12 protein-coding genes are annotated in these 13,348 nt (G+C 71.1%); 6 read left to right on the plus strand and 6 right to left on the minus strand.

All coding sequences use genetic code 11. The features are described from left to right. Positions 1 to 38: 38 nt before the first annotated feature. On the plus strand, positions 39 to 1,883 hold the full coding sequence (locus tag ACFT9I_RS09125; protein WP_382562254.1) for a GAF domain-containing sensor histidine kinase: 1,845 nt from the start codon (positions 39 to 41) through the stop codon (positions 1,881 to 1,883). A gap of 17 nt (positions 1,884 to 1,900) precedes the next feature. Here the strand turns inward: ACFT9I_RS09125 and ACFT9I_RS09130 are convergent, their stop codons facing one another. Continuing rightward, entirely contained in the window at positions 1,901 to 2,776 is an 876-nt protein-coding gene (locus ACFT9I_RS09130; RefSeq protein WP_382562256.1) for a Cof-type HAD-IIB family hydrolase, read from the minus strand. Positions 2,777 to 3,038: 262 nt separating this feature from the next. Here ACFT9I_RS09130 and ACFT9I_RS09135 point away from each other — a divergent pair, with 262 nt between their 5' ends. Next, a complete protein-coding gene (locus ACFT9I_RS09135) occupies positions 3,039 to 3,938 on the plus strand; it encodes an LLM class flavin-dependent oxidoreductase (RefSeq protein WP_382562258.1) in 900 nt (299 codons plus the stop codon). Here the strand turns inward: ACFT9I_RS09135 and ACFT9I_RS09140 are convergent. From ACFT9I_RS09140 to ACFT9I_RS09160, 5 genes are all read right to left on the minus strand, one after another. Continuing rightward, positions 3,928 to 4,506, minus strand: a complete 579-nt coding sequence (locus ACFT9I_RS09140) for an RNA 2'-phosphotransferase (RefSeq protein WP_382562260.1) — start codon at positions 4,504 to 4,506, stop codon at positions 3,928 to 3,930. The genes ACFT9I_RS09135 and ACFT9I_RS09140 overlap by 11 nt on opposite strands. Positions 4,507 to 4,735: 229 nt before the next feature. Next, positions 4,736 to 5,713 (minus strand): MerR family transcriptional regulator, encoded by a 978-nt coding sequence (locus ACFT9I_RS09145; RefSeq protein ID WP_382562261.1) that lies wholly within the window; start codon positions 5,711 to 5,713, stop codon positions 4,736 to 4,738. 14 nt (positions 5,714 to 5,727) lie between these two features. Further along, complete coding sequence (locus ACFT9I_RS09150; protein ID WP_382562295.1) at positions 5,728 to 6,615, minus strand: metal-dependent hydrolase; 888 nt, start codon at positions 6,613 to 6,615, stop codon at positions 5,728 to 5,730. A gap of 122 nt (positions 6,616 to 6,737) precedes the next feature. Then, positions 6,738 to 8,660 (minus strand): SDR family oxidoreductase, encoded by a 1,923-nt coding sequence (locus ACFT9I_RS09155; protein WP_382562263.1) that lies wholly within the window; start codon positions 8,658 to 8,660, stop codon positions 6,738 to 6,740. Continuing rightward, positions 8,660 to 9,508 carry a M24 family metallopeptidase gene (locus tag ACFT9I_RS09160; RefSeq protein ID WP_382562264.1) on the minus strand — a complete coding sequence of 283 codons (849 nt, stop codon included), beginning with the start codon at positions 9,506 to 9,508 and terminating at the stop codon, positions 8,660 to 8,662. The genes ACFT9I_RS09155 and ACFT9I_RS09160 overlap by 1 nt, the downstream gene beginning before the upstream one ends. A gap of 205 nt (positions 9,509 to 9,713) precedes the next feature. Here ACFT9I_RS09160 and ACFT9I_RS09165 point away from each other — a divergent pair, with 205 nt between their 5' ends. The 4 genes from ACFT9I_RS09165 to ACFT9I_RS09180 are packed head-to-tail and all read left to right on the plus strand — an operon-like array spanning position 9,714 to position 13,300. Further along, positions 9,714 to 10,775, plus strand: coding sequence for an ABC transporter ATP-binding protein (locus ACFT9I_RS09165; RefSeq protein ID WP_382562266.1), 1,062 nt, complete (start codon positions 9,714 to 9,716; stop codon positions 10,773 to 10,775). Continuing rightward, positions 10,765 to 11,646 (plus strand): ABC transporter permease, encoded by an 882-nt coding sequence (locus ACFT9I_RS09170; RefSeq protein WP_382562268.1) that lies wholly within the window; start codon positions 10,765 to 10,767, stop codon positions 11,644 to 11,646. The genes ACFT9I_RS09165 and ACFT9I_RS09170 overlap by 11 nt, the downstream gene beginning before the upstream one ends. Continuing rightward, positions 11,643 to 12,554 (plus strand): ABC transporter ATP-binding protein, encoded by a 912-nt coding sequence (locus ACFT9I_RS09175; protein ID WP_382562270.1) that lies wholly within the window; start codon positions 11,643 to 11,645, stop codon positions 12,552 to 12,554. The genes ACFT9I_RS09170 and ACFT9I_RS09175 overlap by 4 nt, the downstream gene beginning before the upstream one ends. A gap of 26 nt (positions 12,555 to 12,580) precedes the next feature. Beyond that, on the plus strand, positions 12,581 to 13,300 hold the full coding sequence (locus ACFT9I_RS09180) for an ABC transporter permease (protein WP_382562272.1): 720 nt from the start codon (positions 12,581 to 12,583) through the stop codon (positions 13,298 to 13,300). Positions 13,301 to 13,348: the final 48 nt, after the last annotated feature.

The following is a 13,348-nucleotide window of genomic DNA, read 5'->3' on the forward strand; positions in this document are numbered from 1 at the left end:
ACTTTCCATAACAAATGGGACTAACTAGGGTCGGGGCTATGACAGCGCCCGAACCCCAGGACTTCCACGAGGGCGACCCCGACGCCGGGACCGACGACGCGACCACCGACGCGACCGACGGCGGGGCCGCCGCCACCCGCGACGCCGACGCGGCTCGCCGCCTCCAGGGCCTGTCCACCGAGCTCACCGCCCGCGTTCCGCAACTGCTCGAAGCCATGCGCTCCGTCGGCACCGGTCTCGAACTGCACTCCACCCTCGACCGGATCTGCGAGACGGCGGCCCGTCTCGCCGGCGCCCGCTACGCGGCGCTCGGCGTCGTGGACGAGGCCGGCGGCGGTCTCTCCGACTTCGTCACCTACGGCGTGGACGCCGACGTCGCGCGGCGGATCGGCCGCCGCCCGGACGGCCACAGCGGACTGCTCGGCGAGCTGATCCGCCACCCCGAACCGCTCCGGCTCGCGGACCTCACCGCCGATCCGCGCGCGGTCGGATTTCCGCCGCACCACCCGCCGATGCGGACGTTCCTCGGCGTTCCCATCCGGGTCCAGGGCGAGATCCTCGGGAATCTCTATCTCGCCGAGAAGCACGACGGCGCCGAATTCACCGACCACGACCAGCACTTGGTGCGGGTGCTCGCGACCGAGGCGGGCCTCGCCATCGGCAACGCGCGGCTGTACGAGGCGGCCCGGCAGCGCGAGCGCTGGATCGACGGCTCGGTCGCCGTCACGACCGCCCTGCTCTCGGGCGAGGACGCGGAGGACGGCGAGGACGCGGAGGGCGCGGAGGGTGCCCGGGACCGCGACGCCACCGAGGACGCCCACTCCGCCCATCACGCCCTCACCGTCGTCGCCGAACAGGCCCGCAAGCTCGCCGACTCGACCGTCGGCGTCGTCCTGTTGCCCACGTCCGACGGGGAACTGGAGGTCGTCGCCGTATCGTCCGGCACCCCGACCGCGTCCATCGGCACCCGGCTCCCCGCCAGGAGCCCCGTCGTCGCCACGCTGCTGGCCGGCGAGCCCGTCTACGTGGCGGACGCCAGCACCGACCCACGCCTGATCTCCCCGCTGTCCCACCGTTACGGCCCGAGCATGCTGCTGCCGCTGCACAGTGACGGCCGGGTGCTCGGCGTACTCGCGACACCGCGTGCCATCGGCGCGCGCGCCTTCACCGAGTCGGAGCGCTCGCTCGCCGTCCAGTTCGCCTCGCAGGCGGCCCTCGCGCTGATGATGGCCGAGGCGCAGCGCGACCGGGAACGGCTCGCGGTGTTCGAGGACCGCGACCGGATCGCCCGCGACCTCCACGACCTGGTCATCCAGCGTCTGTACGCCGCCGGGATGATGCTGGAGACCGCGCAGCGGCAGTCGGACGTGCCCGAGGTCCGTGCGGGCGTCGGCAAGGCGGTCGACGAACTCGACGTCACCATCCAGGAGATCCGCACCGCCATCTTCGCGCTGCAACAGGGCCCGGCCGAGGCGCCGTCCGGGCTGCGGACCCGTGTACTGCGCGAGATCAACATGGCGGCGGTGCCGCTCGGCTTCAAGCCCACCCACCGCTTCGTCGGACCGGTCGACTCGTCCGTCGGCGAACTCACCGGCAAGAACCTCATCGCGGCGCTCCGCGAAGCCCTCTCCAACACCTTCCGGCACGCGCGGGCGTCACGTATCGAGGTCACGGTGGACGCGAACGCCGAACTGCCCGACGGCACACCTGCCGTACGGCTGTCGGTCGCCGACGACGGCGTCGGCATCCCGGAGGGCGGCCGGCGCAGCGGCCTGCGGAACCTGCGGCGCCGCGCCGAGTCGCTGGGCGGGTCGAGCGAGGTCGCCCCGGGCCTGGCCGAGGCGGGCGGCGGTACGACGGTGATCTGGCAGGCCCCGCTCTAGGGCGTGTCAGACACGGCCTAGGGCGTGCCCTCCGCCCGTGCGCGTGCCACCAGCTGCTCGATGATGACGGCGACCCCGTCCTCGTTGTTCGCCACCGTGCGCCCCGACGCCGCCGCGATCACATCCGGATGCGCGTTGCCCATCGCGTACGACGTACCGGCCCACTCCAGCATCTCCACGTCGTTCGGCATGTCCCCGAAGGCGACGACCTCGTCGGAGGAGATGCCGCGCTCGGCGCAGCAGAGCGCGAGCGTGCTCGCCTTGCTCACCCCGAGGCCGCTGATCTCCAGCAGCGCGGTGGGGCTGGAGCGGGTGAAGGAGGCCAGGTGCCCGGCGGCCGTACGGGCCAGGGTCAGGAAACTGTCGGGGGGCAGGCTCGGGTGGTGCGCCAGCAGCTTGATCACCGGATCGTCGTCGCCCTCCCCCGCCTCCTGAAGAAGCTTCTCCGCCGGGGCGACGTGCGCGCGCGGGTCGTCCTCGAAGGGCGGGTACTCCGGCTCGTAGCAGAAGTTCGTCGTCTTCTCGACGCCGAAGACCGTGCCGGGCGCCGTGTCCCGCAGTGCCTGTACGACGCCGAGCGCGGCGGCCCGTTCCAGGCCGCGGACCTTCATCAGCTCTCCGGCGCCCTCCGCGCCGCCGCGCAGATCGACGACGACCGCGCCGTTGGCGCAGATGGCGAGGCCGTGCCGGTGTACGTGGTCGCTGACGACCTCCATCCACTTGACCGGCCGCCCGGTGACGAAGAAGACCTCGATCCCGGCATCCTCGGCGGCGGCGAGCGCGGCGACGGTGCGTTCGGAGACGGTCTTGTCGTCGTGCAGCAACGTTCCGTCAAGATCGGTGGCGATCAGCCGGGGGCGGGCGGGAAGCGAGGAATCGGTAGCTGAGGTCACCCGCCCATCCTCCCGCACAGGCGTGCACGTGAGCGCGGAGGGGCGCACATATGAGAGCCCGTACCGCCGCAAAGCTCCCGTGCCCCGCTGCATGGCTGCCGCACCGCTGCCGCACCCCTGCCGCACCGCTGTCGCACCACTGGCACGACGGCGGCCGCGCGGACGGCGCCAGGTGACCGTACCGCCGACGACACGGCCGCCCGGTTCTGGAAACCCCTGGCCAGGCGGCTGCCGGCGGAGGCGTCGCCGTAGGGTTGCCGGTATGAGTCTGCGTCTGAGCACCGTGATCCTGCCGATCAACCGCTGGCACGACGGCGGTCGCGCGGAATGGCAGCGCGCCGAGCAGCTCGGCTTCCACGCCGCGTACACCTACGACCATCTGTCGTGGCGCACCTTCCGGGACGGCCCCTGGTTCGGCGCGCTCCCGACGCTGACGGCCGCCGCCGGTGCCACGGAGCGGATCCGGCTGGGCACGCTGGTGACATCGCCGAACTTCCGGCATCCGGTGACGCTCGCGAAGGAGCTGATCTCGCTGGACGACGTCTCCGGGGGCCGGGTCACCCTGGGGATCGGGGCCGGCGGGACGGGCTTCGACGCCGTGGTGCTCGGGCAGGAGCCCTGGTCGCCGCGTGAACGGGCCGACCGGTTCGGGGAGTTCGTCACCCTGCTCGACCGGCTGCTGACGCAGGACGCGGTGACGGCCGAGGGGACGTACTACTCGGCGGTCGAGGCCCGTGACATCCCCGGGTGCGTGCAGCGCCCGCGGCTGCCGTTCGCCGTCGCCGCGACCGGGCCGCGCGGGCTGCGCCTCGCCGCGGCGCTCGGTCAGGCGTGGGTGACGACGGGGGACCCGAAGCTTTTCGAGTCGGGCACGGCAGAGGAGTCGCTGAAGGCGATCGGCGGGCAGATCGGCCGGCTCGGCGCGGCGTGCGAGGAGATCGGCCGTGAGGTGGCCGGTCTGGAGAAGATCCTGCTCACCGGCTTCACGCCGGGGCGTCCGCTGGACTCCTTCGACGCGTTCGTGGACTTCGCGGGCCGGCACTCCGAGCTCGGCATCACGGAGATCGTGGTCCACGCGCCGATCCCGGACTCGGATTTCGCGATGGATCCGGCCCTGTTCGAGCGGATCGCCACGGAAGGGCTCGCGCAGCTCAGTCGCTGAGGCGGAGGTAGCGCGGCGGTACGGCGTCGGCGAGCCAGACGCCGTTCGCGCTCACCCGGAAGACGTGGCCGTCGCGGTGCATCGCGCCCGCGTCCACGGGCAGGACGACGGGCCGGCCGCGGCGGGCGCCGACGCGGGTCGCCGTCTCGCGGTCGGGTGAGAGATGGACGTGGTGGCGGTTCATGGGGCGCAGGCCCTCGGTGCGGATTGCGTCGAGGCTGCGGGCGACCGTGCCGTGGTAGAGGTACGCGGGCGGCTCGGCCGGCGGCAGGTCCAGGTCGACCTCGACCGTGTGGCCCTGGTTGGCGCGGATCCGGTCGCCCTCGATCGTGAAGCGCCGCTTGTCGTTGACGGCCACGACGTGGTCCAGCTCGGCGCGGGTGATGGGGAAGCGGTGGTCGGCGGTGGCGCGGAGCAGCGCGTCGACCTCCACCCAGCCGTTCGGGTCGAGCGTGAGGCCGATCCGCTCGGGCTGGTGCCGCAGGTGCTTGGAGAGGTATTTCGACACCTTCACGGTGCGTCGCTCGTCGGGCGTTCCCGCGCCCGGTGGTGTGCGTGTTCCGGTCATTCGCACAGCGTGCCCGGTCTCGTCGGGCGGGCGCCACTCATTTCGGTCCGGTCTTAAGCGCTTCGACCGCGCTTCGACCGCCTTCGACAGCGCCTCGTCAGTGCTCCGACGGAGCTTCGGCACCGCCTCGATCCGATCCGAAAACGATCAGTGTTGAAATGTTTGATCCACAGTCAACTCAGGTTATCCACAGGCCATTTGGCGAATCTGTGGACAACTGATGCCCGGATTAACCCATTTGGTCAAGTTGGGTACTCTGTCTGTGGGTTGTGGTGAGCACGTCCAACGCCCTTGCTCGCACCTCCCGTTCGGCCGCCGCCGCGATGAACGCCGGAGCGCTCTCCTGGCCAACCAGCTTCTGCACCGCGTCGATTGTCTCGGCGGGCAGGACCACGGAACGGGTTTCCGGCCCCGACGGCTCCGGATCCTCCGCCATCAGATGCTGCTGGAGATGCCGGGTCGCGAACAGCCGCATGGCGCGCGCCAGTTCGACGTCGACCGTCTGCCGCGCGAGCGGGCGCAGGCGCCGTACGAGCGACACCGCCTCGGCGGCATCCGCGTCCGTCGGCGGGCGATGACCCAGATACCGCGCGAAGACGTGCTCGATCGTGAACTCCATGAAACGCTCGGCGATGTGCTCGACCTGCCCGCGAAGTTCCCGAAGGTGGGCGGAGATCGCGGACAGCGGCACCCCGGCCGCGTACAACTCGGCCGCCACCGCCAGCTCTTGAGGGCTCGGTACGAGGAACTCGTCGTCCCGCCCGGGGACCCGCTCCAGCACCCCCAGCTCCACCGCCTCGGCGAGCGCCGCCTCGTCGGGGGAGCCGCCGAACCGCTCGTCCAGCTCCGCGCGGCTGATCCGGGCGGCCCGCTCGTCGGTCCACGGGCCGTGCACCTCGGCGACCAGGCCGAGCACCCCGCCGAGCCCGCGCCCGGCGTCCCACGCCTCCAGCAACTCCTTGATGGAGGCCAGCGTGTAGCCCCGTTCGAGGAGGTCCGCGATCTGCCGCAGCCGGGTCAGATGCGCGTCCCCGTAGACATTGGCCCGGCCCCGCCGCTCCGGGGTGGGGAGCAGCCCGCGGTCCTGGTAGGCGCGGATGGTCCGGACCGTGGCGCCGCTCGCGTGCGCCAGGTCCTCGATCCGGTACCGGCCGCCGGCCGGGGTCTGAGACGTACCCGAGTTCCCCGACACGCTCACTCCTCCCATGGCCCCGGCACGCGCTACCTCAGCGCGGCGCGGCCGACCGCTCCGGCCGCCGCGCGGGCCGCGGGCGAGGTCGCCAGATAGTCGACGGCCCTGCGGAGCGACCCCTCCTGCGAGGGATGGTACGACCGCCGGAAGTACCGGGGCATCGCCGATCCCAGCTCCCGCCAGGTGGGCAACAGGCCCTTGGCCACGGCGCGGTTGTGCTCGCGCAGCGAGTAGCGCAGCCGGCCCGCGAGCTGCGGGTCGTGCCGGATCAGATACGCCGCTCCGCGCGACCAGAACCAGAGCATCACCGGCGCGGCGACGACCATCGTCTCCAGCCGGCGGGCGTACCGCACCGGATCGGGGCCGCCGCAGTGCTGGTACATGTCGAAGGCCACCGACCGGTGTTCGACCTCCTCCGCGCCGTGCCAGCGCAGCAGGTCGAGCATGACCTCGTCCGCCCCCGCGTGGTCCAGCGCGTCCGCGCGCAGCACCCAGTCCCCCAGGACCGCCGTGAACTGCTCGATCGCGGCGACGATACCCAGCCGGAAGCGCAGCCAGTCCCGCGCCGGCCACGGTGCCCCGAAGGGCGGCTTCTCGCCGAGGAGTACCTCGAAGAGGTAGTCGACGTGCCGGGTGTACGGCTCGGTGTCCAGCCGCTGCTCCGCCAGGTGGTTCAGCACATACGCGTGCTGCACGCTGTGCGTCGCCTCCTGGCCCATGAAGCCTTTGACGTCCTTGAGCAGCACCGGGTCCCGGACCAGCGGCAGGGCCTCCTTGAAGACCTTGACGAACCAGCGCTCGCCCGCCGGCAGCAGCAGATGCAGCACGTTGACGACATGCGTGGCGGTGGGCTCGTCCGGTATCCAGTGCAGCGGAGTCTCGCGCCAGTCGAACGACACCCGCCGGGGCGCGATCACGTACCCCTCGTCCGAGACGGCGCTCCCGTCGGGGCTTTCGCCGTCCTGCCCGGCGTTGACGCTGTCCTCTCCGTCGCCGTTCTCTGCGTCGCTGTCCTCTCCGTCGTTCTCTCCGTCGGCGTTCACAGCGGCGGGTCCAGACGGGCGATCGCGCGCAGCGTCCTGGGCGCGAAGCGGGACAGCAGCCGGGCGCCCCGGGCCTCCGGTGTGACCGGTACGACGGCCTCGTTGCGGACGACGGCCCGCAGGATCGCGTCGGCGACCTTCTCCGGCGGGTAGTTGCGCAGCCCGTACAGCCGGGCGGTTCGCTTGCGTCGTCGCTTCTCCTCCTCCGCCGAGACCCCGGTGAACCGCGCGGTGGTCGTGATGGCGGTGTTCACGAAGCCGGGGCAGATGGCGCTGACCCCGATGCCCTGCCCGGCCAGCTCGGCGCGCAGGCACTCGCTGAGCATCAGCACCGCCGCCTTGGACGTGCTGTAGGCGGGCAGCGCGCGCGAGGGCTGATAGGCCGCCGCCGACGCGGTGTTGACGATGTGGCCGCCCTGGCCGCGTGCCGCCATCTGCCCGCCGAATATCCGGCAGCCGTGGATGACGCCCCAGAGATTGACGTCGAGGACCTTCTTCCAGTCCTCGCTCGTGGTGTCCAGGAACGACCCCGAGAGCCCGATCCCCGCGTTGTTCACCAGGACGTCCACCGTGCCGTACTCGGTGGCGACCTTCTCGGCCAGCTTCTCCATCGCCGTCTCGTCGCTGACGTCGACGGTCTCGGCCCAGGCCTGCGGAGCCCCGATCAGCCGGGCCATCTCGGCGGTCCTGGCGGCCCCTTCGGCGTCGCGGTCGACCACGACGACCCGGGCGCCCGACTCGGCGAACGCGAACGCCGTGGCCCGCCCGATGCCGCTCGCCGCGCCGGTCACCAGGACGAGCTGCCCGCCGAACCGCTCCCCGTAGGGCCCGCTCGCCACCAGGTCCCGCGCCCGGCGGGCCCGGCTCTCCCGGCGGGCCTTGCCGGCGGGCCCCACGGCCGCCGCGTCGTCGTCCCCGCCCTCCGGTTCCGGCTCGTGGGCCGTGACGAACTCGGCGATCCAGCCTGCCAGTTGGTCCGGTCGCGTACGCGGCACCCAGTGCCTCGCCGGGAGCGTACGCCGCACCAACTGCGGCACCCACTGGTCCAGATCGTCGTAGAGCCGCTCGGAGAGGAACACGTCCCCGGTCGGGGTGATCAGCTGGACCGGCGCGTGCGCGTGCGCGTCGGCGCGCGGTCTGCGCAGCCGGGCGGTGACGTTGTCCCGGTAGAGCCAGGTGCCGTGTGCGGCGTCGTCCGGCAGCGAGGCGGCCGGATACGCGCCGGTCCGCGCCGCGCTCCCCGGGTCCCCGGCCCCCGTCCCGTCGGCCGCTGTCGCGGGCCGCCGCCCCGAGGGCACCTTCTCGAGCCGCTCAAGGATCTTCGGCCACTGCCTGCCGAGCGGCCCGCGCCAGGCCAGTTCGGGCAGGACCGGCGTCTGCAGCAGGTACACGTACCAGGACTTGGCGCCCTGGCCGAGCAGTTGGCCCAGCGCGCGCGGAGTGGGCCGCGTCATCCGCCGCTTGATCCAGTGCCCGAAGTGGTCCAGCGACGGCCCCGACATCGAGGTGAAGGAGGCGATGCGGCCCGAGGTGCGCCGTACGGTCACGAACTCCCAGCCCTGTACGGAACCCCAGTCGTGCCCCACCAGATGGACCGGCCGGTGCGGGCTCACCGCGTCGGCGACCGCCAGGAAGTCGTCCGTCAGCTTCTCCAGGGTGAAGCCGCCGCGCAGCGGCTTCGGCGCCGTCGACCCCCCGTGCCCCCGGACGTCGTACAGCACCACATGGAACCGCTCGGCCAGCCGCTCCGCGACCAGGGACCAGACCTCCTTGCTGTCCGGATAGCCGTGCACGAGCACGACCGTCGGCCGCGTCGGATCACCCAGCTCGGCCACGCACAGATCGATCCCGCCCGTGCGCACCCGGCGTTCACGCGCCCCGGCCGGCCCGGCCGGCGACGGAACTGACTGAAGCGACATCACGCACCCTCCGCCCAACGCCGCACATGCGGCAGATCGTCATCCAGCCAGAACGCGCTCTCGGCCGGGTCCCTGGAATCGGTGACCACCAGGATCTCCTCGAACTTGGCCCCCGTACCCCGGAATCCGAGGTGCGGCTCGACCGCCCACAGCCCCGGTCTCGGCGGGTGGTCGGAGAATCCGTACGGGCTCCACAACGGCGACCAGCCGTCCCGGTGCCCGTGCAGCGCGTCGCGCGCCAGGCCCTTGAGCGCCTGCGTACCGAAACCGAGGACATGCGGCGACCAGCGCCGGTCCGTCACGCGGTCGACCTTGTGGGCGATCACCCCGAAGGGGTAGGCCCGGTGTCTGTTCTCGTATCCCTGCCGGACCATCAGCCGGTCCACGTCCTCGTAGATCTCCCGCAGCGGGCGCCGCTCGCGCACCTCGCGCAGCAGCAGCTCGCGGTGCGCCCGGAGATCGGTGAGCAGCTTGTCGTGCAGCGGATTGGGGCCGGGGCCCAGACAGCCCGAGTAGCCGACGTCGGCGGGGAAACCCCGGTGGACCGGCGCCAGATCGAGGATGAACGGCATGCCCTCCGCCAGCCTGCGGTTGGTGGGGAAGAACTGGAGCGGGATCCGGAACCCTGTGAAGGCCGTACGGTCCCCGAACCAGGCGAAGGGCAGATGGAACCAGTCACGCACCCCGCGCGCCCGCAACCAGTCGCGCTGCATCCGGGCGGCCTCGCGCTCCGTGACACCCGGCCGCAGGCGCGCGGCGACCGCTTCCGCGCACTCGTACGCGAGGCGCTGCACGGACCTGAATCCCCGCAGCTCCGCGGCCTGTTCGCCCCTCACCGCCGAAGCCATGCCACCCCTCCATGCCGTGTGCGCTACGCGTTCGTAACGTGACACTGATGAATGTGACAATGTCCGGCGGCTGCGTCAAGGGGCCCGTCGAGCCTGTGGAAAACTCGCCGACCCCGGAACTTTCGGCCTAACTTTTTATGCTGCCCTTACGGGTCCGTACGCCTCAAGACGGACCCCGAGACAGCCGCCAGGGCTGACGTCCGCTGTGGGGCGCGCCACTACCGTCTTAAACGTGACTGTGATCGCTACTGAAGGCCTGAGTAAGCGGTTCCCCCGGGTAACCGCGCTTGACCGGCTCTCCTTGGACATCGGACCGGGCGTGACCGGTCTGGTGGGTGCCAACGGAGCCGGCAAGTCCACCATGATCAAGATCCTGCTGGGTCTGTCCCCCGCCACGGAAGGCCGGGCCGCCGTGCTCGGGTTCGACGTCGCCACCCATGGCGCCGCCATCCGCGAGAGCGTCGGATACATGCCCGAGCACGACTGCCTGCCGCCCGACGTCTCGGCGACCGAACTCGTCGTCCACATGGCGCGCATGTCCGGACTCCCCCCGACCGCCGCCCGCGAACGCACGGCGGACACGCTGCGCCACGTCGGCCTCTACGAGGAGCGGTACCGCCCCATCGGCGGCTACTCGACCGGTATGAAGCAGCGCGTCAAGCTCGCGCAGGCGCTGGTCCACGACCCCAAACTCGTCCTCCTCGACGAGCCGACGAACGGCCTCGACCCCGTCGGCCGCGACGAGATGCTCAACCTGATCCGCCGCGTGTACACGGAGTTCGGCATCTCCGTCCTGGTGACCTCGCACCTCCTCGGCGAGCTCGAACGCACCTGTGACCACGTCGTCGTCATCGACGGCGGCCAGCTGCTGCGCTCCAGCTCCACGAGTGACTTCACGCAGAACACGGCGACGCTCGCCGTCGAGGTCACCGACACCGACACCCACCCCGACGGCACCCGCGTCCTGCGCGAGGCCCTCACCAAGGCCGGGCTCTCGCTCCATGTGGGCGAGGAGGACGGGCTGCCGGGCGCCGGCCACATCCTGCTCATCGAGGCGACGGGCGAGGAGACGTACGACGTCGTACGCGACACCGTCGCCGAACTCGGGCTCGGCCTCGTACGGATGGAACAGCGCCGCCACCACATCGCGGAGGTCTTCCGCGCGAAGGACGACCGGTCGGCCGCCGCCGACGGGCAGGCCGTACCGGCGCAGAGCGGCACCGCGGAACTCGCACTTCAGAAGGGAGGCGGCAGCGATGAGCACTGATCTCACCCAGATCCACAACATCGGCTACCGCAACTACGACGGCCCGCGGCTCGGCCGCGCCTACGCCCGCCGCTCCCTCTACTCGCAGTCCCTGCGCGGCTCCTACGGCCTCGGCCGGTCCGGCAAGTCCAAGATCCTGCCGATGATCCTGTTCGCCGTGATGTGCGTGCCCGCGGCGATCATGGTCGCCGTCGCCGTCGCCACCAACCTCAAGAGCCTGCCGGTGGACTACACGCGGTACGCGATCTTCACCCAGGCCATCATCGCGCTCTTCCTGGCCGCCCAGGCGCCGCAGTCCGTCTCACGCGACCTGCGGTTCAAGACGGTGCCGCTGTACTTCTCGCGCCCCATCGAGCGCGTCGACTACGTCGTCGCCAAGTACGGCGCGATGGCCTCCGCCCTCTTCGTACTGACCGCCGCACCGTTGCTGGTCCTCTACATCGGATCGCTGCTCGCCAAGATGGACTTCGTCGACCAGACCAAGGGCTTCGGCCAGGGACTCGTCTCCGTGGCACTGCTCTCGCTGCTCTTCGGCGGACTCGGCCTGGTGATGGCCGCCCTCACCCCGCGCCGCGGCTTCGGCGTCGCCGCCGTGATCGCCACGATGACCATCACCTACGGCGCGGTCTCCACCGTCCAGGCGATCGCCTCCGAGACCGGCTCGGACGGCGCCGTCCAGTGGCTCGGCCTCTTCTCACCCATCACGCTGATCGACGGCGTACAGACCGCGTTCCTCGGCGCCTCCTCGTCGTTCCCCGGCGAGGCGGGTCCCTCGGCCGGCGTCGGCGTCATCTATCTGCTGGTCGTCCTCGCGCTCATCCTCGGCTCGTACGCCGTCCTCATGCGCCGTTACCGGAAGGTCGGGCTGTGACCACCATCAACATCGAGCACGCGTCGCGCTGGTTCGGCAACGTGGTCGCCGTCAACGACGTGACGATGACCGTCGGCCCCGGCGTCACCGGACTGCTCGGACCGAACGGCGCGGGCAAGTCCACGCTCATCAACATGATGGGCGGGTTCCTGGCCCCCTCCAACGGAAGCGTCACCCTCGACGGCGACAAGATCTGGCGCAACGAGTCCGTCTACCGCAAGATCGGCATCGTCCCCGAACGCGAGGGGATGTACGACTTCCTCACCGGGCTCGAATTCGTCGTCGCCAACGCCGAACTGCACGGCCTCGGTAAGAAGGAGGCCCACAAGGCGCTCGCCACGGTCGAGATGGAGTACGCGCAGGACCGCAAGATCGCGACGTACAGCAAGGGCATGCGGCAGCGCGTGAAGATGGCGTCCGCGCTCGTCCACGAACCGTCCGTGCTCCTTCTCGACGAGCCGTTCAACGGCATGGACCCGCGCCAGCGCATGCAACTCATGGACCTGCTGCGGCGGATGGGCGACTCCGGCCGCACCGTCCTGTTCTCCTCGCACATCCTTGAGGAGGTCGAGCAACTCGCCGCCCACATCGAGGTGATCGTCGCCGGCCGCCACGCCGCGTCCGGCGACTTCCGCAAGATCCGCCGGCTGATGACCGACCGGCCGCACCGCTATCTCGTGCGGTCCAGCGACGACCGCGTCCTCGCCGCCGCGCTGATCGCCGATCCGTCGACGTCCGGCATCGAGGTCGACGTCGCCGAGGGCGCGCTGCGCATCCAGGCCGTCGACTTCGGGCGCTTCACCGAACTGCTGCCGAGGGTCGCCCGTGAGCACTCCATCCGGCTGCTCTCGGTCTCGCCCTCCGACGAATCCCTCGAATCGGTCTTCTCGTATCTCGTAGCGGCCTGAGCGCCCTGAAAGGAGCTGTGACGTCCATGTACGAACCCACAGTCGCCCGGCTCACCTACCGGGCCCTGCTCGGCCGGCGCCGGGCCGCCGTCCTCCTCATCCTGCCGGTCCTGCTGATCCTCATCGCCGTGGCCGTACGGGCCTTCAACGGCGTGGACGACCAGACCGCCTCGGACGTCCTCGGCGGTTTCGCCCTCGCCACGATGATCCCGCTGATCGGCGTGATCGCCGGAACGGGCGCCATCGGCCCCGAGATCGACGACGGTTCGATCGTCTACCTGCTGGCGAAGCCGGTGAAACGGCCGACGATCATCTTCACCAAACTGATCGTCGCGATCGCCGTGACGATGGTGTTCTCCGCGGTCCCCACCTTCATCGCCGGATACATCCTCAACGGCAACGGCCAGCAGATCGCGGTGTCCTACACGATCGCCGCACTGGTCGCCTCCATCGCCTACAGCGCCCTGTTCCTGCTGCTCGGCACGGTCAGCCGCCACGCGGTCGTCATCGGCCTCGTGTACGCGCTGGTGTGGGAGACGCTCTTCGGCAGCCTGGTCGCGGGCGCGCGGACGCTCAGCGTCCAGCAGTGGTCCCTGGCGGTCGCGCAGAAGACCAGCGACTCGGACATGATCACCTCGGACGTCGGACTGCCGCTCGCGGTCGTGCTGCTGGTCGGTGTGACGGTCGTCGCGACCTGGTACGCGGGACAGAAGCTGCGCACGCTGACGCTCGCCGGCGAGGAGTGAGCCCGGTACGCGGGTCCTGGCGCGGTGGCCGGACGGGACGGCCACCGC

It is taken from the genome of Streptomyces sp. NPDC057137 (assembly GCF_042670825.1).
Classification (GTDB): domain Bacteria; phylum Actinomycetota; class Actinomycetes; order Streptomycetales; family Streptomycetaceae; genus Streptomyces.